The sequence below is a fragment of the Collinsella aerofaciens genome (assembly GCF_015553355.1).
In the GTDB taxonomy this organism is placed as follows: domain Bacteria; phylum Actinomycetota; class Coriobacteriia; order Coriobacteriales; family Coriobacteriaceae; genus Collinsella; species Collinsella aerofaciens_V.
The window spans coordinates 13,388-36,632 of the sequence record NZ_JADNGN010000001.1 but is presented as its reverse complement, the minus strand read 5'-3'; the positions used below and the strand labels follow the sequence as shown (position 1 = coordinate 36,632).

Genomic DNA, 23,245 nt, shown 5'->3' with positions numbered 1-23,245 from the left:
GCCTTGCGCTGTGCTTGTGGCGAGGGGAGGTCGGCTTGGTTATCTTGGGCATTGACCCCGGTTTGGCTCATACGGGTTGGGGGATTATCGAGGAGCGGCGTGGCGAGGTTCGCTGCCGTGCCTATGGCTGCATCGAGACCAGTGCCGGAAGTCCGCTCGCGGTGCGCCTGTCGCATATCGCCCATGACCTTAAGGATGTCGTTGAGCGTTATCGACCCGACACGGCTGCTGTCGAGAGCATCTACTTTGGTGCCAACGTTCGTTCGGCCATTCCCACGGCGCATGCCCGAGGTGCTGCGCTTGTGGCGCTTTCGGAGTGCGCGCTCGAGATTGGCGAGTACACGCCCATGCAGATCAAACAGGCTGTGGTGGGCACCGGCGCCGCGGACAAGCGGCAGGTCGCCTACATGGTACGCACGCTAACACAGCTCGACCACGACCCGCATCCCGACCATGCCGCCGATGCCCTGGCCTGCGCCATCTGCCACGTAAACCTCAGCCGCACCCGCGCCCTCACCGGTGGCGAGTTCTATCAACAGAGAGGAACCGGATACTGATGATTTCCCAGCTCCACGGAACGCTTGTCGAGTCCACGATGAGCTCTGCTGTCGTCGATGTGTCGGGCGTTGGCTTTGAGCTCGGCATTTCGGGCAGCACTGCGGCCACGTTGCCGACGCCCGGCGGCGAGGTCCGTCTCTACACGCGTATGCAGGTGCGCGAGGACGCCATGACACTTTTCGGTTTTTCCTCAAAGGATGAGCGCACGATGTTCGACCGGCTCGTGTCCGTTTCGGGCGTTGGCCCGCGCCTGGCGCTTGCCGTGCTTTCCACCTATACCGTGGGGCAGCTGTATTCGCTGGTGATGGCCGAGGACGACAAGGGCATGGCCAAGGTACCCGGTGTGGGCAAAAAGACAGCTCAGCGCCTGATCCTGGAACTCAAGAGCACCTTTGCCAAGGATAAGGGCTTTGTGCCGGTCGACGTGATTCCCGGACAGGTTGCGATGCCCGTGCCCGCTGCCGCTCCCTCGGCGATCGACGATGCCCGTGCGGCACTCCTTTCCATGGGCTTTAGCCCGCAGGAGACCGATGTCGCTCTGAGCGGGTATGATGGGCAGGATATGCGTGTCGAGGATTTGCTCGGCGCGGCGCTTAAGCGACTTGGAATGGATGCGTGATGTGGGAAGCCGATGACTCTCAGGACCTGTGGGCGACGCCCGGCAACTCGCCGGCGGCATCCATGGCGCACGGCGAGCGCATGGTGGGCTCGGAGCTGACGGCCGAGGACCTCGATGTCGACCGCACTTTGCGCCCCCAGCGCCTGGACGATTACTGTGGCCAGGAGCACATCAAGCAGAGCCTGCGCGTGTTGATCGAAGCGGCGCAGAGCCGTGGTGAGACGCTCGACCACGTGATTTTCTCGGGTCCTCCGGGCCTGGGCAAGACCACGCTGGCCACCGTTATCGCCAACGAGCTGGGCGCTCAGATCAAGACCACGAGTGGCCCTGCCATCGCGCGCACGGGCGACCTGGCGGCCATCCTTACTAACTTGCAGCCGGGTGATGTGCTGTTTATCGACGAGATCCACCGCCTCAACCGTTCGGTCGAGGAGGTCCTGTACCCCGCGATGGAGGACTTTGCCCTCGATATCGTGATTGGCAAGGGTCCGGCGGCGCGCTCGATTCGCCTGGATATTCCCAAATTTACGCTGGTAGCGGCAACGACCCGCTCAGGCATGTTGACAGGCCCGTTGCGCGACCGCTTTGGCATTTCATATCGCCTGGATTACTACACGGTCGAGGAGCTCGCGCAGATTGTGACGCGCTCGGCGACTATCCTGGGCGTGACGATCGATCATCCCAGTGCACTCGAGATCGGCTCGCGTTCGCGCGGTACGCCACGTCTTGCCAACCGCCTGCTCAAGCGCGTGCGCGACTATGCACAGGTGCGCGGCAACGGTCCCATTGAGCTCGATATCTGCCGTCAGGCGCTCGAGTTCTTCGAGATCGACGAGCTCGGTCTGGACTGGATGGATATTCGTATCTTGGAGACGCTTGCCAAGACGTTCTCCGGTCGTGCCGTGGGACTTACGACCCTTGCCAGCGCGGTGGGCGAGGACCCGGGCACGCTCGAGGATGTCTATGAGCCCTATCTGCTGCAGTGCGGCTTGATGATTCGCACGCCCCAGGGCCGCCAGGCAACGCTTCGCACCTTTGAGCACTTGGGGATTGAACCTACCATTTAGGGCGCTTTGTTTTGGCGGGCTGTTAAGCTATCGCTGAGCATTGGATAAACATATCGCCATTCATCGGTTACGGGTGTTTTACTATTGCGCGCCCGTGCTATGCTGAATTGGTCTTTTTCTCATTCGGTAACGAAAGGACCTCCCATGCCTACTGACATCGAAATCGCACGTTCCGTCACACCGCTGCCCATTACCGAGGTGGCCAAGAACGCCGGTGTCGACGTAAAGCACCTGATTCCGTACGGCTTCGACAAGGCTAAGGTCGACTACTCTCTGCTTAATGAGCCAACTGATCACCAGGCCAAGCTCGTCCTCGTGACCGCTATCAACCCAACGCCTGCGGGCGAGGGTAAGACCACCACGACCATCGGTCTGGCCGATGGCCTGCGCCGTCGCGGCGTCAAGAGTGCTGTGGCCCTGCGTGAGCCTTCGCTCGGTCCCGTCTTTGGCGTCAAGGGCGGTGCCGCCGGCGGCGGCTGGGCGCAGGTCATCCCCATGGAGGACATCAACCTGCACTTTACCGGTGACTTCCACGCTATCGGTGCCGCTAACAACCTGCTGGCTGCCATGCTCGACAACCATATTCAGCAGGGCAACCAGCTCGGTATCGATGTTAAGCGCATCACCTGGAAGCGCGTCGTCGACATGAACGACCGTCAGCTGCGCCATGTCATCGACGGTATTGGCGGCAAGGCCCAGGGCGTGCCGCGCGAGGACGGCTTCGATATCACCGTTGCCTCCGAGGTCATGGCAATCCTGTGCCTGTCTACGAGCATTAACGACCTCAAGGAGCGCTTGGGCGAGATTGTCGTCGGCTATAGCTTTGCCGGCGAGCCCGTCCGTGCCCGCGACCTTAAGGCCCAGGGTGCCATGGCCGCGTTGCTTAAGGACGCGCTCAAGCCCAACCTGGTGCAAACGCTCGAGGGTACGCCCGCGTTTGTCCACGGCGGTCCCTTCGCCAACATTGCCCACGGCTGCAACTCTATCATGGCTACGCGTATGGCGATGCGCTTTGGCGATGTCGCTATTACCGAGGCCGGCTTCGGTGCCGATCTGGGTGCCGAGAAGTTCCTCGACATCAAGTGCCGTATGACGGGCGTTCGCCCCAGCGCCGTCGTGGTCGTCGCGACCGCTCGTGCGCTGAAGTACAATGGTGGCGTCGCCAAGGCCGACCTCAACGAGGAGAACCTCGAGGCACTCAAGGCCGGCATGCCCAACCTGCTGCGTCACGTCGACAACATCCAGAACGTTTATGGTCTGCCCTGCGTGGTCGCCATCAACCGCTTCCCGACGGACACCGAGGCCGAGCTTGCGCTCATCGAGTCCGAGTGCCAGAAGCTCGGCGTCAACGTTAAGCTTTCCGAGGTCTGGGCCAAGGGCGGCGAGGGCGCGCTCGACCTGGCCGATGAGGTCATGCGTCTGATTGAGCAGCCGAGCGAGCTCAAGTTTGCCTATGAGGACGGCGCTGATGTCGCTGATGCCCTCGAGGCCGTTGCCACCAAGGTCTACCGCGCCGACGGCGTTGACTTTACGCCGGCCGCCAAGCGCCAGCTCGCCGAGCTGCGCGAGAATGGCTTTGGCAACCTGCCGGTGTGCGTCGCCAAGACGCAGTACAGCTTTAGCGACAACGCCAAGGCCCTGGGCGCTCCCGAGAACTTCCGCATCACGGTGCGTGAGCTCAAGGTTTCCGCCGGCGCCCACTTTGTGGTCGCACTGACTGGCAGTGTTCTGACCATGCCGGGCCTGCCCAAGGTCCCTGCGGCCGAGAACATCGACGTCGACAACGACGGCAACATCACCGGCCTGTTCTAAGTCTGCTGTCCATCGCTGCTAGCCCGCCCCGCCGTGCCCACAAGGCCCGGCGGGGCTTTTTGATCCTTAGACCCGCGCATGTCTTGTAGATACCGACGGACTCTGCCCATCATAGGCTTTTGCGCTGGTAGAATGCATGGATAACTTGATGCTTACAGGCGACGGAAAGGAATCGTTGCATGGATCAGGACAAGACAACCGTGATGGGCGGCTACGGTTCCGCGCAGGCTGGCGATAGCGCCGATGCGACCCGCGTTGTTCCCAACCCCGGTTATGTCGACCCCGCCGCGACGCAGCCTTCTGCCGAGCCCACACGAGTTATGGGCTATGGCGACGCGGCGGCAGACCCGTTTGATTACGCGCCGCAGGATTCTTATGCCGCCTCGACGCCGAATCCCTATGATGACCTGCCGCAGAATCCCATTCCGCAGCCTCAGCAGACGACGTATATGCCTCGCACGGCGCAGCCTCGCTACGAGTCGCGCGAGCCGTATCGCGAGTACCCCAAGTCGATTCCGCAATATGGCGAGGACGAGGAAGAGACGCCGTCGCGTTCGTCGAGCGTGATTAAGAAGATCCTCATCGTGCTGGCGATCTTCTTTGCGCTGTCGGTTGTGTTTGCCATCGTGTCGGGCATGCTCAACAAGCGAGGGAGTTCAACGGCCGATACCACTGCCGAGCAAACCGAGTCCGCCTCGTCTAGCACCGTCGATCTGAGTGATATCCCGGGGCAGTACTGGTCCAACGCCAGGAAGATCCTCAAGTCGCGCGGCGCCGATCTTTCGAATGCCGTGGTCCTGACTGATGATGGCTCAACGCCCGTCGTCGATGCCAACTGGGTCGTTACTTCTGCCTACTATAACGACAACGGCAACCTCGAAATTCAACTCACGCACAAGAACAGTTCGGGCAACTCGTCCGACGGCCAAAGCGGTACCGACAGCTCGAGCTCCAATGCGCTGGAGGACTTGAGCAACAAGGCGCAGGAGTTGGGAGACAAGGCGCAAGAGCTGGGCGATACGGCACAAAATCTGGGCGATACCGCGCAGAACTTGGGCGACATGGCGACGGATGCCTGGAACGCCCTACAAAACGGCATCTCGGGCGCGCGGGGAAACTAGCTGTTAAGTGGGCTACAGCTGCTCGGCCGGACGGTCGGGCGAGCTAAAGCCCGAGTCAAACGTAACGACGCATGAGGCATCGGGTCGGCGCTCGTGCACGATGCGCGTGACGAGCTCCAGCAGCTCCTCGTCGGATATGTCAAAGCCGTCGGGACGCACCAGGTCAAACGAAACGAACCCGTCGTGCTCGTGCAGGTCGTGGATGGAGAGCGCGGGATCGATCTGCATGACGCCGCGCTTGACCCAGCCGCGCAAGTCATCGCCGGTTGTCGCGATGGGGTCGCAGTGCAGCGTGATACCAATGCCCATCTGGCGCTTGATGTCGTGCTCGATGGTGTCCAGAATCTCGTGGTGCTCAAACGCGTCGCCCTCGCCGGGCATCTCCACGTGGGCGCTGGCAAACTGACGACCGGGGCCGTAGTCGTGCACCATGAGGTCGTGTGTGCCCAAGACCTGCGGATAGGACATGATCTTGTCGCGGATTGCCTGGACGAGCTTGGGGTCGGGCGCTTGCCCCAGCAACGGGCTGATGGCGTCGCGCACCAGGCCCAGGCCGCTGATGCAGATGAAGATGCCCACACCCAGGCCTGCCCAGCCATCGAGGTCAAAGCCGGTCGTCTGCGAAATAAGCGCCGCCACCAAGACCGAGCCCGAGGTGATGACGTCGTTTTTGGAGTCCTGCGCCGTGGCGATGAGCGTTTCGGAGTCGATGCGGTCGCCCAGCGTGCGGTTGAACGCGGTCATCCAGAGCTTAACGAGCATGGACAAGACGAGGGCGGCTAAGGAGAGCACCGAATATGCAGTGGGGGAAGGCTTGATGATCTTAGTGACCGACTCGAGGATCAGATTGATGCCGACGGCGCAAACCAGGACGGCGACGAACAGGCCGGCTAGGTACTCATAGCGACCGTGGCCATAGGGGTGGCCTTCGTCTGCCGGGCGGCTGGCAAGGCGGAACCCGAGCAGACTCACGATGTTGCTCGAGGCATCGGAGAGGTTGTTGAAAGCGTCGGCGATGAGGGAGACGGAGCCGGCGAGCAGACCCGCGATGCCCTTGGCCAAGCACAGCGTGATATTGAGGCCGATGCAGATGAGGCTTGCGGCAAAACCCGCGTTGGTGCGGCAGGAGGTATCGACCGGCTCGCTTTCGCTGCCGGGAACAAGCATATGTACCAGCCGATTTACAAATAGCATAGTGGTCGTCCTCACAATCATGTTTAAGGGGATAGTGTAGCTCGCGCGGGGGCGCCGTGCACCGATGCTCAGAAAATGCAGCAATAGTCTGCTGGTGCTAACGAGCGAGCCTTCTCGTCTGCCTGGGTGGTCCATTTTGGGCCACATGGGTATGGGCATGTGCCTGCTTGCTCGACATACTTAATGTCGACAGCCCCTGTGCAAAGGAGGACGTTTCCATGGACGAGATGTTTGCCATTAAATGTCAAAACTGCGGCGGCCCTATGTACTCGCACCAGGCTAAGCGCAGCTTTGAGTGCGCCTATTGCGGCACGGTCGTTCCGTGGCAGGCTGATGCGGGGGAGCCCAAGAGCGCCCTGGGCATTCGCCATACGCCGCTGACGGTGGTAGATGGACTGCTCAAGCTCACGCATGTGTCGCAACTCGAGCGCCCGGAGGACCCGGACTGGTATTTCTTCAATTCGCACTGGCGCAATCAGTCGGTTCTGGAACATCTGCTGTGGGAGGATCGCGGCACGGCGCAGGAGTTCCAAGAGGTCACGCATGTGAGCATTCCTTGCCCCTTCTGCGGAGCGTCCTTTGAGGGCGAGTCAACGCAGCGTGTGTTTGAGTGCCCGTCCTGCGGCAACAAGATCGGCATTGCCGACCTGCTCAGGCCCGGTACGTTTAGCAAGCGTCTGACCATGGGCGTGGGTGCGGAGTATGTGCCGGAGCAGGGCATTCCCTGCGAAATCTCGCCGCAGCAGGCACGTGCCAACGCGCTGCAGCTGGTGCGCCAGTATGCGGAGGCCTTTGCCGGGCACGACGTGGAAGACGCGATCCAAAACGACATGATGCTCTTCTACTTCCCCATGGCGCTGGCGGACCTGCGCATGATGGCGAGCTTCCCGGGCAAGGGCCTGAGCAAGGAGACCTTGGTGTACTACGAGGTGCTCGACTGGGCATATCCCAGGGCAAACTACCTGGATGTTCGCCTTATGGGAATTTTGGAGCCGTGGGACTTTGCCAAGGTTGGGCCGTTCGATCCCGCCATGCAGGAAGGCGACTTCCGCGTTGTCTCCGTCGATGCATCTACCAAGGACCAGGTGGTCATTGATAAGTTGGCGCTCGACGTTGCGGGCAACGATGCCGAGGCCGTACTGGGGCTCAATAAAAAGAGCATCCGAACCTGGGCGCGCAAGGCCCGCAAGCATAAGGATGGCCTGGTGATGGTGCCGGTCTACTTTGTCGATCGTCCGGCGACGGATGGCCGCGATGGCGAGCAGGTGCGCATTGCCGTAAACGGCCAGACGGGTCGTGCGGCCGCGGTGGTGTTTAGCGACAAGCGCGAAACGCATATCGTGGCGCCGCTCAGCCCGAGCCTGCATCTGTCCGGTGAGAGCACCGTACACGCCACGCCCGTCGAGGTCAAATATGTTAAATCTCCGTTCCTATACCAGATCGTGCGCCGTGGAGGCGGCGAGCAACCGCGCCAGGTTGCAGCGGTTGCCGAGGGTTCCTGCCGAGAGGAGAAGCCCAAACGCAAGGGCTTGCTCGCTGCGATCTTTGGGAAGTAGGGAAGCCCAGCACGGGACGGCTCGCAGGCATGGGGGCTGCCATCCGGTAGTTTGGCAGGGGGTAGATGTAAATAAACGGTGGACCGGCTGCAAAAGGGCCGCCTCGCTGGGCAAGATCAGGTTGTGCCACGGAACCCGCTCCTCAGTTAGTCACACTTCGGAAGCGCGGGCAACGCAGGTGCTATCGTCTAAAGGGCCGGCTGCAACCGGCCCTTTTCTGTGGCAGCCAATGGACCAACATCAGACGAAGGCCGCGTCTTTGCCTGTCAGGTCACGCTCGCCAGCCACGGCTAGAATGTCGTTGCCGGCGTCCATGACCGGTATTGTTTCGTAGCGTGCGTCGCAACCGCGAGTGCGCCTGCGACGGCTGCGGTGGTTTCGGTCGCAACGTGCTGCTACCCTTGCGTTTCGCCATTGGTCGCTTCGTTGATGGCGCGGTACTCGGCACTCAGCTCGCGCGCCAGCTCTTCCTTGCTTGGAAGATATGGCAGGTATTTGGCGGCAAACACTTGGTCGTTGTCTTCGGGCAGCGTGTACTCGACGATCGAATCGCTTTTGTCCGCGCAGAGCACGATGCCTATGGGCGGATTGTCGCCTTCGTTCATGAGTTCGCGCGTGTAGTAGTTCACATACATTTGCATCTGGCTCAGGTCCTGATGCGTAAGGTCATCGGTCTTAAGGTCGATGAGCACGAAGCAGCGCATCAGATAGTTGTAAAAAACAAGGTCAATATAGAAATGGCGCCCATCAAAGGTGATGCGCTTTTGGCGCGCCTCGAAAGCGAAGCCACGGCCAAGCTCCAGCAGGAACTTCTGAAGATGCGTGATGAGCGCCTGCTCTAGATCGCTCTCACGAAACGTAGCATCGTCCGAGAAACCTAAAAACTCCAGTACATATGGGTCGCGGATGATATCCTCGGGGCGACGAGCCGGGGCGCTCTTTTGGATTTCCTGGGTGACGGCCTCTTTGTCCTTGCTGGCAAGTAGGCGCTCGCGGAACATGGTGTTGATCTGGCGCTCGAGCTGACGCGTGCTCCAACGAGAATCGGCGCATTCGTTCATGTACCAGGCGCGAGCATCAGGGTCGGGGATGCGCATCAACCTGCGGTAATGAGTCCAGCTCAATTCGCTACGCAGTGCGTCGCGAATTGGAAACGCAAGAAAGAACTGACGCATATTGCGAAGGTTTGCGATGCCAAAGCCTCTTCCGAAATCCGCGGTAAGCCTTCTGGAGAGGCCTGCAATCAATGCCTCCCCATATGCTGCGCGCTCCTCTCCGCCCTGCTCGTCAACAATGCTCTTGCCGATCTCCCAATACGCCTCAACCATCGCAAAGTTAACGGCGGTATAGGCCTTGTCGCGAGCGGCGTTGAGAATTGAGGAGACCTGCTTGTAAAAACCTTCGGGCACGATTGCCGATTCTCCACGGTTTACCAGTTCGCCCATCACTGTCGCCCCACTTTCCTCTTGTGGAATGCATCTTGATTGCATTTAGTTTAAAGCCTCGCGCGGACACGAATTGCTTTGCTGTCTGGCACCTTCGCATGGGAGCCTTGCGGTGACTAAAATGTGGCAATAGAGACAGTTTTAGCGAACCCCACGGGAGTGACGCGTATGGACAACAACACGCTGCTATTCCAGGACAAAGGTTCGGGTAGGTTTAAAGACGTTAAGATCTACCCCAATCGTATCGAGGTGCTCAAGAAGGGCACTTTTGGTGGCAAGCACACCGAGATTGTCTATCTTAAGGACATTACGGGGGTCAACAGGATCAAGGGCCGCGATGTTTTTCTGCGTAACAGGCTGTTGACTGCTTGTGTTTTTAGCCTGAGCAGCCGTGCGAAGGCCCAGGAGTTTGTTAACGCGCTGAACATGGTGATGTAGCCTATGGCGGCGTTTGGGCCAAGGTAAAAATCGGGGGCACAGAACGGTGTCCTGCGCCCCCCATTGAGTCGATGTGTCCAAACGGTCGGCTGGCCTATTCGCTAGCGCCTTCACTGTCTTCGCGGTCGTTGACAAGCATTGCCGTGCCGGCGACCGTTGTAGCTATGGCGGCGGCAGCGAGCCCGGCGGCAACTCCAGAGCCGTCGCCCGTGTCGGCGAGCTTTCCGCCCGAGCCCTTGCCCTTGTTGCCCTTACCGTTCTTATCAGCGCTTCCTGCGTTGGCATCGTTGCCATTGCCGCCTGCGCCGCCCGAGGCCGTCACGGCAAAGCTTGCGGCTCCGTCGGTGGCAAGCGTGTAGTTTTGCGCCGCATCGCCCAAAAGGCCTTTCGCGCGCACCCAGTACGTCCCTGCGGCAAATGCCTCGCCCTCGGCCATCGCCGTGCCCGGAGCGCCGTTTGCGTCGTGCACAAACTCGAGCTGTGCTGTGCAGGCATCGCCTTCGAGCTTGCCCTCGAGTGATGCCGCAATCTTGGCGCGCACGTCCTCGCCGGCCTTAAGGCCTTCGAGTCCCTCAAAATGAGGCGTCAGCACGCGCGGATCGATATCGATGGGCACGGATCCCTGCAGCCCTATAACGGTCTCATTGCCCAAGGCATCGACATCAACGTATTCGATGGCAAAAGCGCTTCCCGAAGCCGCCACGTTGAGTACGTTGCTGCTGTCGACGAGGCGGAAATGACCCTCGCCAACGGTCTTGCCGTCCTGGAGCGAGGCGTCGCTCAGCGAGTCACCATATGTCATGTGCATGCGGGCTGGGAGGTAGCACGAAGCCGTCTGCTTGTGCTGCGTATCGTAATTGCGCTGGTAGATGCTTCGGGCCAGTGCCGCATCAACAAAGTCGGACGCAATGATGCCAATGTGCTTGCGGCAGTCCGCCTTTGTGCTCTCAACTCCGCTATTGTTTATATACGAGCTCTTGTACAGGTGCTCGTCGACCACTCGCGCTGCGGTAAAAGGGTTGTTTTGCGTGCAGCTCGTGTAGTTGATAAACCAGCAGCGCTCCGTTGCCTGCACCGTTGTCCCGTCCGCGGCAGTGATATCTACGGTGCTGCGCTCGAACTCGGACGCTGCCTTCAGGGCCATATCGACCCAGTCGATTTTACTGGACCCCGTGCAGTTGTAATGGTCTTGAGCATATACCGCTGTGCTATAGGGCTCTTTGTCGCCCGTATTGCCCGCAGCCTCAAAGCCTTGCTCGTATTTCACGAGGCACATGGACTTTCCGGAATGCGTCTTGATTTTGTCGTCCCATTCGGTGAGGTCGAGGCCCCACGTGTGGCCGTCTACACTGTCGCCGGCGAGTTTAAATCGACGCAACAAGACGATCTTTCCGCGCACCTCGTTCAGTGTGGGGACATGGCTCGACGTATAGAACAGATCGGAGTTATTGTCCATAACATTGGCGAAAGCCGTCGTAACACTGTCGTCGGTGGCTTCGTCGTTGCCTCGTGACACCAGCATGATGAGCGCTTCTGACGGGTTTTCGTTCAAAAATGTTTTGAAGTAACCGATGACATCGGAGAGATGTATAAAGCCCCCGTCTTTTTTGAGCAGGTAGCATATTCCATGGTCGATGCCGGGGTCGCCGTTCTCGTTGTTCTTTCCAAGTCGGATATCAAAATAGCGAATGCCTTCGAGCAGCTGCGTGGGGATGTAATCCTGCTGGCACTTTGCAAGCGAGGTTTGGGGCTCGGTGTCGTTGTCGACGCTGCAGGTGCTTGAATCATGCGTGCCCGGGATGCTCAGCTCGTCGAGGTATTTGTTGCCGTCGACGTATTTCATCCAGCATGGTCCGTCGACGTAGCTGCTATACGTGATCCAGTCGATACTTCTAACCGTGGTATTGATCTCGCCCTTGTCGTAACCGACAAGCTCGAGCTCCCACGGAATGCTCTTACTCTTATGGCAGATCTTATTGTTGTCCTGGTCTTTGCCGTCCTTTTCTATGGCCAGGTACTTAATGTCTTTTTTCTCGGTTTCTTTCTCGACCGTGCGGTCTCGGATGATATAGGTACCGTTTGGTTGACGCTCGAACGCAAAAGAGCGACTGGCCTTGCCGTCATGCTCGCCACTCCATACATGGATGACCTTTCCATCTTTGTCCGAGTCGCCATCGACCGACCAAATGCTGTAGCCCGTCTTCTTGTGCTCTTCGAAATTGAGCAGGGTGCGGATGGCATACCAATTTCTATTATCTGTATCGGTCTCTACGTGCTCAAGGATGAGCTTGCTGGACGTGCCGTCGTTAAACAGATGACAGACGTTGCCCTTGAAGTTGCCGTCTTGGTTGACGCTTGCGGTACGAAAGTAGCCCGCGGGGCGAAGGCGAATGACGAACTTGTCGAGGGTGGCCGCCGGTGTGGGTGCGTCTTCTGCAAATGCCGCGCGCATGGGAAGGCCCAATCCCGCGGTTTCGGGCAGGCTTACAAATGGCGACAATGCTGCGAGTCCTAGGCCCAACGTGAATGCTCGACGGCTGATGGCGTGGTGTTCGGTCATAACTCCTCCATTCGCAGGGTGCGGTTATGCACTCGTTTGGGTCACTATACTGCCCAGATGTTTAAAGGTGCCGGTTTAATTGTCTGCGCGGTGCAATAAATCGGCGGGCGGACGTGTTGGGGTGCTTGTCTATTTGTGTTGCTACCGTGTCTGGGATGGTTCCGGCGTCCGGCATCCTCGTGTTCGTCGGCTGCCGGCATAAGAAAGGGAGGGTCGGTTTACCGGCCCTCCCTTAGTACGAAGCGCTGGGTTACTGTCGCTTGCTTGCGCTGCGCTCGTGTTTCCCATTGCGCTCGCCAGTCGCTTAGCGCTTAATCTCGATATCGTCGAGCTTAACATCCATGGCCTCGGTCTTGGCCTTGGCAATGTCGTCGGCAAATTCCAGGGACTTCATCATGGTTTCGACGGCATCCTTGTGCTCCTCGACGTTGTCGATGCGCACGTACACGCTGCCGCCTTCAACGTCGGTGAAGTACTCAGTCGTTACGCCGCCCGAGTGTGTATAGGAAGCGTTGCGCCAAGTCTTGCCGTTGTACTTGACGGGGTCATTCTCGGTCCACTCAAAGCTGGCATTCCACTTTGCCTCGTAGTCGAACAGCTCGTCGGCGTTCTTGTCAGAGTCGAAGACGGGGATGAAGCGATCGCTGGCGTGCTCGCTTTCAGTGAACTTAAACTGGGCCCTGTCGGCGGTGTCGCCTGCGACGTCGGTGATCTCGACGCCCTCGGGGACCTCGACCTTAAACCAGATGAAGTCGGTCCTCATATCCACGGCTGGCTTTTCTGCTCCGCCGCCACCGCCACTGCCGGTAGCGCCGCCGCTTCCGCCACAGCCCATCAGGGCAACCGCGGCAAAGAGACTGATGCAGAGGGTGAGAATCGCAAAGGCCTTCTTTTTCATGGTCGTGTCCTCCTCGATCTGTAACCGCCCATGGATTACCTGCCTTTACTGTACGCGTGGACGGCTCGCTAGGGTGGGCCATGTGTCCCATTCTGAGGGCCGGATTTGCGCCGTTAAGTGGCAATATGTTCGGGCGCAAAAGAGGGGGGGGCGGTGCCGTCGGCCCTCCCCGGGTTGGGCGCCCGTTGTTTTAATGGGGCGCGCGTACGTGGGCGTGTGCGGAGTCCCGTTACTTGATCTCGATGCTCGAAATCTCAACTTCGCGTGCCTCGGAAATTGCCTCTTCCATGTTATCGGGGAACTCGATGGAGTTGAGGAGCGCCTCGGCTTCTTTCTTGTGAAGGTCGACGTTCCTAATCATGATATAGACGCTTCCCGTGTCGACGTCGGTAAAGAGGTAGGTATAAGTGCCGCCGTTGTCCTTGCACGTTCCGGTGAGCCATGTTCTGCCGTTGTACTCGACGGGGTCGCCATCCTCCCACTGGAACGTTCCGGTGTGCCTTTCGGCCTGCTCTGCAAAGGACTCTTCGGCCGTCATCTTCTCTTGCCAAACGGGGATGAAACGGTCGACTGTGGTGTTCTCGTTCTCGGGGAAGGTGAGCTGGACCCTGTCGGCGTTCTTGCCGGCGGAGTCGCTCACGCCAACGCTCTCGGGCATCTCGACCTTAAACCAGATAAAGTCAGTCTTTTCGGCGACGGGGGCCTTTTCCTTACTTTCGCTCTTTGAGGTGCTGCCGCCTCCGCCCGATGCGCTCCCGCCGCAGCCGACAAGGGCAAACGCGGCAAAGAGGGCGATGCAAAGGGAAAGGATCGATAGGGTCTTTTTCTTCATGGTGGCGTCCTCCTTGTCTGCCAGGGACATCGTGTGCCGTGGGTTGTTGGGGCGGCGGTTGCGCGCACATGATGACTTTGTTTGCTGTGCTGTTGTTCCTCCATTCGTCGTCCGGTGCCGTGGTGAGCGTTTCCCCAACATAGGGCTCCTTATCTATATGTATGCCCCAGTTGCCGCTGCCCGGGAGTCTCGAAACGTGGGCCATGTGTCCCATGTTTGCGTCGCTGCCGCCTATCGTGTGTCATAGAAATCTGCGATGGCCAGGTGCGCTGACGCTCATGTGCTTATGGGCTAGACTTAGCACCATTACGTGTTCGATGCGGTTGGTCGGCGGTCGCCGCCCGACCGATGTATATGACTTGAAGGTGCGTGCGTATGAGCCAAGAGATGATGGATAAGACCTGCCGCGGATTTGCCGAGGCGCTTGCCGCGCGCGAGCCGGTGCCCGGCGGCGGCAGCGCGAGCGCCTTTGTGGGCGCGCTGGGCGCCTCGCTTTGCGGGATGGTTGCTCGCTACGGGGCGACCAACCCTGCGCTTGCCGATCGCGCGGACGATCTGACGCACGCGTTTGCCCAGGCAGACGAGCTTGCTCAGGAGCTTGTGGGCCTGGTCGCCGAGGACGTTCGTGCATACGGGCAGGTGTCGGCGGCGTACGGTATTTCGCGCGAGGACCCGGCTCGACCTGCGGCGATTCAGGACGCGTTGCACGTGGCGGCCATGCCTCCGTATCGGATCATGGATGCCTGCGGGCGCGCGCTGGCGCTGCTCGAGGACATGGCCGACAAGGGATCGCGCCAGCTGCTGTCCGACGTGGCGTGCGGTGCTGTGTTCTGCCGCGCCGCCATGCAGGGCGCGAGCCTGACGCTCTTTGCCAACACCACGTCCATGAAAGACCGGGCACGCGCCGAGGAGCTCGAGGCGGCGTGCGATGAGCTGCTGGACACGTGGTTGCCGCGCGCCGATGCGCTGGCACGCCGCGCCGCCGACGCAGCCAGGAAGAGGGGATAGCCATGGCCGAGCTACTCAAGGGTGCTCCCGTTGCCCGCACGTTGACCGAGGAACTCGCTGCTCGCTGCGCCGCCCTGCGCGAACGGGGCATCGTGCCGACGCTAGCCATCGTTCGTGTGGGCGAGCGCGAGGACGACCTGTCCTACGAGCGCGGTGCCCTCAAGCGCTGCGAGAAGGTTGGCATTGAGGCTCGCCGCGTTTTGCTTTCTGCCGATGTTTCGCAGGACGAGCTGTTGGCGGCCATCGAGGACATCAATACCGATTCGGCTGTTCATGGCTGTCTGATGTTCCGCCCGCTGCCCGCCGGCCTTGACGAGAACGCCGTCGCCGCAGCGCTCGATCCCGCCAAGGATGTTGACTCCATGACGCCGGCCGCGCTGCTTACCACGCTTTCGGGTCGTGGCGAGGGCTTTGCTCCCTGCACGGCCGAGGCCGTGTTGGCGTTGCTGGACCATTACAGTGTTGAGCTGGATGGGGCCAAGGTTGCGGTCGTCGGTCGGTCTCTGGTGATTGGTCGTCCCGTTGCCGCCATGCTTACGGCGCGCAATGCGACCGTGACGACGTGCCATACGCATACGCGCGACCTTGCTGCCGAGTGCCGTGCTGCCGACATTGTGGTTGCCGCCGTTGGACGCGCACGCACGATTGGCGCGGATGCGGTCCGCGAGGACCAGACGATCATTGATGTGGGCATTAACTGGGATGAGGACGCTGGCAAGCTGGTCGGGGACATCGATTTTGATGCTGCGGAGTCGGTCGTTAACGCCATCACGCCCGTGCCGGGCGGCGTGGGGGCTGTGACCACCGCGATTCTCGCCAAACACGTGATTGAGGCGGCGGAGCGGGTAGCGCGCAGAGATGTGGTGTAAGAGGCGGGGCATGCCCCGCCTCTTCTCTTTCTTGAAAGGGAGGGGACACCGCCTAGAATTCGTCGTTGGAGTAATGAAGGTGACGAATGGAAGGAAAGGCGATGCCCCAAGAAGAGAGTGTACTGCGCCTCGGCCGCGACGAGGCCCTCGAGGCGGCGAGGCTTTGGCAGGAGTGCGGCGACGCGCGCGAGTTCGCGTGCAGGGTGCTGGGCGGCGTGATGAACGCGCTGATGGACTCCGAGGCCCAGCAGATGTGCGGCGCGAGCCGCAACGAGCGCAGCGACGGCAGGGAGAACAGCCGCAACGGCTACCGCCCCAGGTCGCTCAAGACCGCCGTGGGCGACGTGGAGCTCGAGATACCCAAGCTCAGGCACGGCACCTACTACCCCGAGGGCATGCTCGCGCGATGGTCGCGCGTCGACACCTCGGTGGCCTCCATCGTGCAGGAGATGTACGTGTGCGGCGTGTCCACCCGCAAGGTCGAGCGCGTGGCGTCCAAGCTGGGCATATCCTCGCTGTCGAGCTCGGAGGTCTCGAGCCTCTGCTCCGACCTCGACGCCGAGGTGGAGGAGTTCCGCCGCCGCGACCTTTCGGGCACGCCGTGCTGCTACCTGTGGCTCGACGCCACCTACATGAGCTGCAGGGTCGGCTCGTCGGTCGTCTCGCAGGGCGTCGTGACCGCGATCGGGCTGGGCGCCGACGGGCGCAAGCACTTCCTGGGCTGCGACGTGGTCGACACCGAGAGCGAGGACTCCTGGGCGGCATTCCTCGGCGGGCTGCGCGAGCGCGGGCTGGCCGGCGTTCGCCTCGTGGTCTCCGACAGCCACGCCGGGCTCGTGGCCGCCGTCTCGCGCCTGTTCCAGGGCTGCGCCTGGCAGCGCTGCGTGACGCACCTGCAGCGCAACCTCCAGAGCGCCTGCTCGGGCAGGCCCGAGGACTCCAAGGCGGCCGTCAGGGACCTCGTGCACGCCGCGGTCTACCAGGACGACCCCGACCTCGCGCGCTGCGTGTGGGCCGAGGCGGCGCCCTGGGTGGCGTCGGTGTCCGCCAGGGCCGGCGAGGTCTTCGAGCAGGCCGAGGACTCCGCGCTGGCGTTCACGGCCTTCCCCAGGGCGCACTGGGCCAAGCTCCGCACCAACAACGTCCAGGAGCGCGCCAACCGCGAGATCAAGCGCCGCTACAGGGTCGTGCAGTCCTTCCCCTCGAGGGAGTCGATGCTGCGCCTGACGTGCGCGAGCCTCATGGAGACCGAGGGGCAGTGGTCCCAGCAGCGCGTGTTCTCCGAGGCCTCGGCCGCCGAGGGCTTCGCCGAGCCCGCGGACAGGCCGGCCCCGACAGAGGGGAGGCGCCGCGCGCTCGGGCGGCGCGCCAGGGAGATAGTGGACGAGATAGTCGAGAAGCGCGGTCTCAAGAAGGAGTAACATCGGGACTTGCAGCGACGGACCTCAGGACACTCTTACACCACGTCTGCGCGCGCGACCGCGGAGCGCGCATCGAAATAGGCGTTTTGGGCTGTTTGAGGGGGTTAGCTATATACCACGTGGTCAAACAATGCCAAATATGAGTACTGTTGCCAAGATAGTCACATATGTCTTACGTCTTTTTGGCTTCCTAACGGTATCCATTATCGTTAGGAAGCCTATTTTATTGAACTTATGGGGAATAACGTTGTCTTGCTTTTGGGCAAATGGGGATTTTCGGCACTCGTTACAGGGAAATTTGCTGCCACTAAATTGGTGACAGTACTCATATTTGGCATTTTTTGACCACGGGGCTGCCGAGGCCGTGGTTTCGCCCTTTCTGCGCCGAAGCGATACACTGTTATCGTTTGATTTCTTCGCTCAAGGAGGATGCGCATGCCGTGCACAACGATTTTGGTTGGTAAGAACGCGAGCTACGACGGGTCGACCCTGGTCGCGCGTAACGAGGACTCGTCCAACGGGGTGTTTGAGCCCAAGCACATGCGCGTAGTGCATCCCGACGAGCAGCCGCGCGTCTACACGAGCGTCCTGAGTCACCTGACCGTTGAACTGCCCGATAATCCCATGCGCTACACGAGCGTCCCCGATGTTATTCCCGGTCACGGCATTTGGGCCGAGGCGGGCTTCAACGAGCTCAATGTTGGCATGTCCGCAACCGAGACGCTCACCACCAACGAGCGCGTCCGCGGCGCCGATCCGCTCGTGGACTACGTGCCCGCCAAGGGCAGCGAGGGCGAGGACGGCTATGTGCCGGCGCAGCCCGGCGGTCTGGGCGAGGAGGACATGGTGACCCTGGTGCTGCCGTATGCCAAGTCCGCCCGCGACGGCGTGCGTATCTTGGGCGACCTGCTCGAGCGCTACGGCACTTACGAGAACAACGGCATCGCCTTTAGCGACGTGGACGAGATCTGGTGGCTCGAGACCATCGGCGGTCACCACTGGATCGCCAAGCGCGTGCCTGACGACGCCTATGTGACCATGCCCAACCAGCTGGGCATCGACAGCTTTGACCTGGATGACGCCGAGGGCGCCCAGGCCGACCATATGTGCTCCGCCGACCTGCGCGCCTGGATGGCCGAGTGGCATCTGGACCTGACGCTGGGCGTCGAGAGCGACGGCCCGGCTGCCGTCTTTAACCCGCGCGAGGCCTTTGGCTCGCACAGCGACAGCGACCATGTCTACAACACGCCGCGCGCCTGGTACATGCAGCGCTGCCTCAACCCCAGCGACGTGTGGGATGGCCCCGACGCCGACTACACGCCCGAGAGCGACGATATCCCCTGGAGCCGCGTGCCCGAGCGCAAGGTGACCATCGAGGACATCAAGTACGTGCTCTCGAGCCACTACCAGGGCACGGAGTACGACTGCTACGGCAGCAAGGGCACGCCCGCTACGCGTGGTGCCTATCGCCCCATCGGCATCAACCGCAACAGCCAGCTTGCCGTGTTGCAGCTGCGCCCCTATGCGCAGCCGGCCTACCGCGCCGTGCAGTGGATGGCCTTTGGTTCCAACTCGTTTAACGCGCTGGTTCCGCTGTACGCCAACGTCGAGACTATGCCCGAGTACTATGCCGACACGCAGGCTCGCGTGACGTCCGAAAACTTCTACTGGGCCAACCGCCTGATCGGCGCGCTGGCTGACGTCCGCTTCCATGAGTGCGGCCGCGCGGTCGAGGATTATCAGGAGAAGATCGGTGGCATGGGCCACAAGCAGATCCATGACGTCGACGCTGCCGTAGCCGCTCTGCCCGAGGTCGAGGTGCCTGCCGAGCTTGCACGCGCCAACGAGGCCTTTGCCGAGCGTGTTCGCGTGGAGACCGATGCCCTGCTGGGCAAGGTGCTTTACACCACGAGCTGCGCCATGAAGAACTCTTTCGCGATGAATGACAACGTGAGGTAGGGATTTCCCGTCGATCGAATAGCGCTAAAACGCTTTGTCGCTTTCGCTCAATCTTGGGTACAAGAACGCCAATGCAGTTGTTTGTGATTGGAGATAACCATGGTTATGAAACTCGATCAGCTTGTTAACGGCGCCATTAACGTGGGCTTTGGCGCTGCCGCCGTTGCTGTCGAAGGCGGCAAGAAGGTCCTCGACGACCTTAACACCAAGGGCGAGCAGGTCCGCAAGGACACCGCCACCCCCGATATCGCCCGCAGTGTGTCCGACATGTTCGAGCAGGCCGGCGGTACCATCTCCGATCTGACCGAGCGCTTGGGCATGCAGGGCGAGACCGCGGCCCAGCGCGTGCTTGACGAGCTCATCCTTGCCCGGGTCCGCGTCATGACCGCCCCCGAGCGCACGGCCTTCCTGGCCCATGTGCGCGACATCGTCGATTCGGTCGAGGACAACGTGACCTCGGTGCCCGTCGAGTCCGTTGAGCCCGACGATGCGAAGGATACCGAAGAGGCCGAGTAGCAGCGCAGATGGCAGATTCCACCACCGATTACAACAATCTAGATCCTTTGGGTGACGAGGCGGCGGTTGTCGATGAGGTCGATGCCGCCGTCTCGGGCGCTCGCAAAAAGCCGCGCGCTGTCGATATGGTGCCCGAAGAGCCCGACGCGATGGCGCCGGACGAGGAATACCAGCTCACGCCGGCGGGTCGTCGCGAACGCATCGGGCAGATTGTTCGCCTGGTCAAAAAGTACCGCGTGTGGGATAACCTCACGCCGGTTCGTTTGCGCCGCCTGCTCGAGGAGCTCGGCCCCATGTTCGTCAAGATGGGGCAGATTCTGGCCAACCGGTCCGAGATTCTGCCGCAACGCTTTTGCGACGAGCTGCGTCGTCTGCGCTCCGACGTGGAGCCGGTGCCGTACGAGGTAGTGCTTCGCTGCTTGGAAGAGGAATACGGCCTGCGCCTGGGGGAGATGTTCGACGCGATCGACCCCAATCCGCTTGGTAGCGCATCGCTCGCGCAGGTGCACCGCGCCCGCCTGGTGACCGGCGAGGACGTGGCCGTTAAGGTGCAGCGCCCCGGTGCGCAGCAGGTTATGGCACAGGACATCGATATCATCCGCTCGGTGGTGCGTATCGTTTCCAAGTTCGTCAACACCGATCAATTCGTTGATCTGCACGGCGTAGTCGAGGAGTTGTGGACCTCGTTTCGCGAGGAGACCAACTTTTTGGCCGAGGCCAAAAACCTCAACGACTTCTACGAGTTCCATAAGAGCGTTCATGGCGTGACGTGCCCTAAATCCTATCTGGACCTGTGCACCGAGCACGTGGTGGTTATGGACTACGTCGACGGCATTTCGATCGCCGATCCCGAACGCTTGGTGGCCGAGGGCTATGACTTGGAAAAGATCGGTGCCGCGATTGTCGAGGACTACTCTACGCAGGTGCTCGATGACGGTTTTTTCCATGCCGACCCGCATGCGGGAAACATCATTCTCAAGGACGGCATCGTCTACTTTATCGACTTGGGCATGGTCGGACGCATGTCGAGTCACGATCGCGGTATCGTCAAGGACATGATTTTCGCCGTGGCCGAGGGTGACGTGCCCAAGCTCAAGGATTCGCTCATGCGCTTCGCCGTGACGCGTGGCGATTCGGCCGAGCTCGATCATTCAGCGTTTTTGTCCGACCTTGACTTTATCGTGGCTGACTTTGCGGGCCTTGACCTGAAGGATCTGGATATCGGCGAGTTTTTGACCTCGCTGTTAAACCTCGCGCGTAAGAATGACGTTGAGCTGCCGAGCGTGGTGACGATGTTCGCCCGCGGCATGGTGACGCTCGAGGGCCTGTTGACCGAGTACATGCCCAACGTCAACATGATCCAGATCATCCAGACGCACATCAAAAACGAGAAGAGCACCTACGCCCGCATGCGCGAGATGAGCCGCGATCTTGCCGCGAGCAGCTATCGCGCGGCAAAAGGCTCGCTCGAGGCGGCCGAGTATCTGGGCTTGGCTTCGCGTATGCTTACGCGCGGCCAGCTTAAGGTAAACACGCAGATCATGAGCAGCGATAAGGCGCTGCGACAGCTGGGTGGAATTATCGACCGCATGTCGATGGCGATTGTGATCGCCGGTCTGTTTATCGGTTCGTCGGTGGTGTACTACGCGCGCATCGAGCCGGTTGTGTTTGGTATCCCAGTCATTGGCTTTATGGGCTACGTGAGCGCGCTGGTGCTGGCGCTTATGCTGGGTCGCAATATCTGGCTCAACAGCCACGGCGGCAAGCACTAGAGGCTGCGACCGTCACCGCATTCTCCTATCGCAAACAATAGCTTTTACCTTGGGCTTCGCCTGCGTGCGAGGCCCTTTTGCGTGATAGCATATTGACGGTTTTAATCGATGGCCTAGATGGTGGTGCGGAGACGCACGAATGCGCGGTTTTCCTGCGCGTTTGGGAGAATCGGGGTGCAAGTCCCCGGCTGTACCAGTAACCGTAATTCCTCTTGGCTCGGGATGTTCACGTCGCAGATCGGACGGCGCGCCCGAGTCGTTAAGGTTAAGTCGGATCGCCTCCCATCTTGCATGCGGCTGCGGCGTATGCCGCCGGTGTGCATAGGGCTCTGGAGGGAAGGGGGACCCCGATGGGGGAACTCGAGCGCAACATGCGCGATGACGTGGGGCAGCTTCAAGGCAACGCTCCAAGTACAGACAGTAGGAGACAAATGGATATGTTTGAGGACGAGTGCCAGCGTGCCTCGCTTCGTCGCCGTGGCGTAATCGCGCGCGGCGTGGCAAAGCGCTGCCTGGTGGCATTCCTGGCCTTCGCGATGGCCTTTGGCACCACGCCGGCTCAGCTGTGGGCCGAGGGTGCCGAGGGCATTACCGACGCTGTGGCTCAGGCGGCACCGCTTGCCGAGAACGGCTCTGGTGAGTCCGCGACAAGCCCTGCTGCCGACCTCAATGCGAGCGGCATGGTGGCGAATGGGGGCACTGCCGAGCAAGATGCCACTGCGACAGCTTCGGGCCCTACCGACAAGACTGAGGACGATAGCGCTGCCGGCAATGAGGCACCGGCTGCATCGACGTCCGATGCCTCGAAGCAGGACACCGCCGTTGTCTCTGCCGCTGGAGAGGCCAAGGCTCAGCCTGCCAAGGCAGAGAGCCAGGAGGTCTCTGCCACGTGCTTCGTCGTCGGCACCGACGCCAAGGGCGCCCAGCAGACCTGGGCCGCCGCGCAGCGGATCACGCTGAAGGAGGGCTCGACCGCGGCCGACCTCTCCGAGCAGCTCTTCAAGCAGGCCGGCCTGACCACCGACTACGATCCCAACGGCACCTGGGGCTGGGCGCTCAACACGATCACGTCGCCCTTCGATAAGGACCGCAAGCTCGGCTACGACTCGGCGACCGGCGCGTACTGGCAGCTGTTCGTCAACGGCAGCGCCTCCGAGGTCGGCGCGGGCGGCTACACGCTCAAGGACGGCGACTCCGTCGTCTGGTGCTACTCGAAGTACGGCGACCCCGCGCCTGTCGCTCAGGTCTCTGCCACGTGCTCCGTCGTCGGCACCGACGCCAAGGGCGCCCAGCAGACCTGGGCCGCCGCGCAGCGGATCACGCTGAAGGAGGGCTCGACCGCGGCCGACCTCTCCGAGCAGCTCTTCAAGCAGGCCGGCCTGACCACCGACTACGATCCCAACGGCACCTGGGGCTGGGCGCTCAACACGATCACGTCGCCCTTCGATAAGGACCGCAAGCTCGGCTACGACTCGGCGACCGGCGCGTACTGGCAGCTGTTCGTCAACGGCAGCGCCTCCGAGGTCGGCGCGGGCGGCTACACGCTCAAGGACGGCGACTCCGTCGTCTGGTGCTACTCGAAGTACGGCGACCCCGCGCC

19 protein-coding genes are annotated in these 23,245 nt (G+C 61.1%); 14 read left to right on the top strand and 5 right to left on the bottom strand.

Annotation, left to right across the window (positions count from 1 at the left end):
- Window positions 1-35: 35 nt before the first annotated feature.
- From ruvC to I2D57_RS00130, 5 genes are all read left to right on the top strand, one after another.
- Window positions 36-557, top strand: a complete 522-nt coding sequence (gene ruvC / locus I2D57_RS00150) for a crossover junction endodeoxyribonuclease RuvC (protein WP_022095142.1) — start codon at window positions 36-38, stop codon at window positions 555-557.
- On the top strand, window positions 557-1,177 hold the full coding sequence (gene ruvA / locus I2D57_RS00145; protein ID WP_195361070.1) for a Holliday junction branch migration protein RuvA: 621 nt from the start codon (window positions 557-559) through the stop codon (window positions 1,175-1,177). Before ruvC ends, ruvA begins: the two co-directional genes overlap by 1 nt.
- Window positions 1,177-2,244 carry a Holliday junction branch migration DNA helicase RuvB gene (gene ruvB, locus I2D57_RS00140; RefSeq protein ID WP_118377279.1) on the top strand — a complete coding sequence of 356 codons (1,068 nt, stop codon included), beginning with the start codon at window positions 1,177-1,179 and terminating at the stop codon, window positions 2,242-2,244. Before ruvA ends, ruvB begins: the two co-directional genes overlap by 1 nt.
- A 144-nt stretch (window positions 2,245-2,388) precedes the next feature.
- Window positions 2,389-4,056 (top strand): formate--tetrahydrofolate ligase, encoded by a 1,668-nt coding sequence (locus I2D57_RS00135; protein WP_195361069.1) that lies wholly within the window; start codon window positions 2,389-2,391, stop codon window positions 4,054-4,056.
- Between the two features lie 179 nt (window positions 4,057-4,235).
- Entirely contained in the window at window positions 4,236-5,177 is a 942-nt protein-coding gene (locus I2D57_RS00130; protein WP_195361068.1) for an SNARE domain-containing protein, read from the top strand.
- 12 nt (window positions 5,178-5,189) lie between these two features.
- Here the strand turns inward: I2D57_RS00130 and I2D57_RS00125 are convergent, their stop codons facing one another.
- Entirely contained in the window at window positions 5,190-6,371 is a 1,182-nt protein-coding gene (locus tag I2D57_RS00125) for a cation diffusion facilitator family transporter (RefSeq protein ID WP_195361067.1), read from the bottom strand.
- Window positions 6,372-6,589: 218 nt separating this feature from the next.
- Between I2D57_RS00125 and I2D57_RS00120 the strand changes: the two genes are divergently transcribed.
- A complete protein-coding gene (locus I2D57_RS00120) occupies window positions 6,590-7,927 on the top strand; it encodes a TFIIB-type zinc ribbon-containing protein (protein WP_195361066.1) in 1,338 nt (445 codons plus the stop codon).
- A 395-nt stretch (window positions 7,928-8,322) separates the two neighbouring features.
- Here the strand turns inward: I2D57_RS00120 and I2D57_RS00115 are convergent, their stop codons facing one another.
- Window positions 8,323-9,372, bottom strand: a complete 1,050-nt coding sequence (locus I2D57_RS00115; RefSeq protein ID WP_229055537.1) for a PDDEXK nuclease domain-containing protein — start codon at window positions 9,370-9,372, stop codon at window positions 8,323-8,325.
- A 168-nt stretch (window positions 9,373-9,540) separates the two neighbouring features.
- Between I2D57_RS00115 and I2D57_RS00110 the strand changes: the two genes are divergently transcribed.
- A complete protein-coding gene (locus I2D57_RS00110; RefSeq protein WP_022095134.1) occupies window positions 9,541-9,810 on the top strand; it encodes a hypothetical protein in 270 nt (89 codons plus the stop codon).
- A 94-nt stretch (window positions 9,811-9,904) separates the two neighbouring features.
- On the opposite strand, the gene I2D57_RS00105 is transcribed toward I2D57_RS00110, so the two are convergent.
- From I2D57_RS00105 to I2D57_RS00095, 3 genes are all read right to left on the bottom strand, one after another.
- Window positions 9,905-12,370 (bottom strand): phosphatidylinositol-specific phospholipase C, encoded by a 2,466-nt coding sequence (locus I2D57_RS00105; protein ID WP_195361065.1) that lies wholly within the window; start codon window positions 12,368-12,370, stop codon window positions 9,905-9,907.
- A gap of 304 nt (window positions 12,371-12,674) precedes the next feature.
- Window positions 12,675-13,268, bottom strand: coding sequence for a hypothetical protein (locus I2D57_RS00100; protein WP_195361064.1), 594 nt, complete (start codon window positions 13,266-13,268; stop codon window positions 12,675-12,677).
- A gap of 229 nt (window positions 13,269-13,497) precedes the next feature.
- The gene (locus tag I2D57_RS00095) at window positions 13,498-14,100 is read right to left on the bottom strand and encodes a hypothetical protein (protein ID WP_195361063.1); all 603 of its coding nucleotides are present in this window, start codon (window positions 14,098-14,100) and stop codon (window positions 13,498-13,500) included.
- 375 nt (window positions 14,101-14,475) lie between these two features.
- Here I2D57_RS00095 and I2D57_RS00090 point away from each other — a divergent pair, with 375 nt between their 5' ends.
- From I2D57_RS00090 to I2D57_RS00060, 7 genes are all read left to right on the top strand, one after another.
- Window positions 14,476-15,108, top strand: coding sequence for a cyclodeaminase/cyclohydrolase family protein (locus tag I2D57_RS00090; protein ID WP_195361062.1), 633 nt, complete (start codon window positions 14,476-14,478; stop codon window positions 15,106-15,108).
- A 2-nt stretch (window positions 15,109-15,110) separates the two neighbouring features.
- Entirely contained in the window at window positions 15,111-15,977 is an 867-nt protein-coding gene (locus tag I2D57_RS00085; RefSeq protein ID WP_195361061.1) for a bifunctional 5,10-methylenetetrahydrofolate dehydrogenase/5,10-methenyltetrahydrofolate cyclohydrolase, read from the top strand.
- A 101-nt stretch (window positions 15,978-16,078) separates the two neighbouring features.
- Window positions 16,079-17,398: an IS256 family transposase gene (locus tag I2D57_RS00080; RefSeq protein WP_229026480.1), complete on the top strand. Its 1,320-nt coding sequence runs from the start codon at window positions 16,079-16,081 to the stop codon at window positions 17,396-17,398.
- 435 nt (window positions 17,399-17,833) lie between these two features.
- Complete coding sequence (locus I2D57_RS00075) at window positions 17,834-19,357, top strand: C69 family dipeptidase (RefSeq protein WP_195361060.1); 1,524 nt, start codon at window positions 17,834-17,836, stop codon at window positions 19,355-19,357.
- Between the two features lie 99 nt (window positions 19,358-19,456).
- Complete coding sequence (locus I2D57_RS00070) at window positions 19,457-19,873, top strand: hypothetical protein (protein ID WP_117583986.1); 417 nt, start codon at window positions 19,457-19,459, stop codon at window positions 19,871-19,873.
- Window positions 19,874-19,881: 8 nt separating this feature from the next.
- Window positions 19,882-21,645 carry an ABC1 kinase family protein gene (locus I2D57_RS00065; RefSeq protein WP_195361059.1) on the top strand — a complete coding sequence of 588 codons (1,764 nt, stop codon included), beginning with the start codon at window positions 19,882-19,884 and terminating at the stop codon, window positions 21,643-21,645.
- A 431-nt stretch (window positions 21,646-22,076) separates the two neighbouring features.
- Window positions 22,077-23,245 (top strand): DUF4430 domain-containing protein (locus I2D57_RS00060; RefSeq protein ID WP_195361058.1); only part of this gene is annotated, 1,169 nt, incomplete at its 3' end.

Excerpts from the sequence above, each read along its gene's own strand:
- ruvA (WP_195361070.1), top strand. The coding sequence starts at position 557 with ATGATTTCCCAGCTCCACGGAACGCTTGTCGAGTCCACGATGAGCTCT.
- ruvB (WP_118377279.1), top strand. The coding sequence starts at position 1,177 with ATGTGGGAAGCCGATGACTCTCAGGACCTGTGGGCGACGCCCGGCAAC.
- I2D57_RS00135 (WP_195361069.1), top strand. The coding sequence starts at position 2,389 with ATGCCTACTGACATCGAAATCGCACGTTCCGTCACACCGCTGCCCATT.
- I2D57_RS00130 (WP_195361068.1), top strand. The coding sequence starts at position 4,236 with ATGGATCAGGACAAGACAACCGTGATGGGCGGCTACGGTTCCGCGCAG.
- I2D57_RS00125 (WP_195361067.1), bottom strand. The coding sequence starts at position 6,371 with ATGCTATTTGTAAATCGGCTGGTACATATGCTTGTTCCCGGCAGCGAA.
- I2D57_RS00120 (WP_195361066.1), top strand. The coding sequence starts at position 6,590 with ATGGACGAGATGTTTGCCATTAAATGTCAAAACTGCGGCGGCCCTATG.
- I2D57_RS00115 (WP_229055537.1), bottom strand. The coding sequence starts at position 9,372 with ATGGGCGAACTGGTAAACCGTGGAGAATCGGCAATCGTGCCCGAAGGT.
- I2D57_RS00110 (WP_022095134.1), top strand. The coding sequence starts at position 9,541 with ATGGACAACAACACGCTGCTATTCCAGGACAAAGGTTCGGGTAGGTTT.
- I2D57_RS00105 (WP_195361065.1), bottom strand. The coding sequence starts at position 12,370 with ATGACCGAACACCACGCCATCAGCCGTCGAGCATTCACGTTGGGCCTA.
- I2D57_RS00100 (WP_195361064.1), bottom strand. The coding sequence starts at position 13,268 with ATGAAAAAGAAGGCCTTTGCGATTCTCACCCTCTGCATCAGTCTCTTT.
- I2D57_RS00095 (WP_195361063.1), bottom strand. The coding sequence starts at position 14,100 with ATGAAGAAAAAGACCCTATCGATCCTTTCCCTTTGCATCGCCCTCTTT.
- I2D57_RS00090 (WP_195361062.1), top strand. The coding sequence starts at position 14,476 with ATGAGCCAAGAGATGATGGATAAGACCTGCCGCGGATTTGCCGAGGCG.
- I2D57_RS00085 (WP_195361061.1), top strand. The coding sequence starts at position 15,111 with ATGGCCGAGCTACTCAAGGGTGCTCCCGTTGCCCGCACGTTGACCGAG.
- I2D57_RS00080 (WP_229026480.1), top strand. The coding sequence starts at position 16,079 with ATGCCCCAAGAAGAGAGTGTACTGCGCCTCGGCCGCGACGAGGCCCTC.
- I2D57_RS00075 (WP_195361060.1), top strand. The coding sequence starts at position 17,834 with ATGCCGTGCACAACGATTTTGGTTGGTAAGAACGCGAGCTACGACGGG.
- I2D57_RS00070 (WP_117583986.1), top strand. The coding sequence starts at position 19,457 with ATGGTTATGAAACTCGATCAGCTTGTTAACGGCGCCATTAACGTGGGC.
- I2D57_RS00065 (WP_195361059.1), top strand. The coding sequence starts at position 19,882 with ATGGCAGATTCCACCACCGATTACAACAATCTAGATCCTTTGGGTGAC.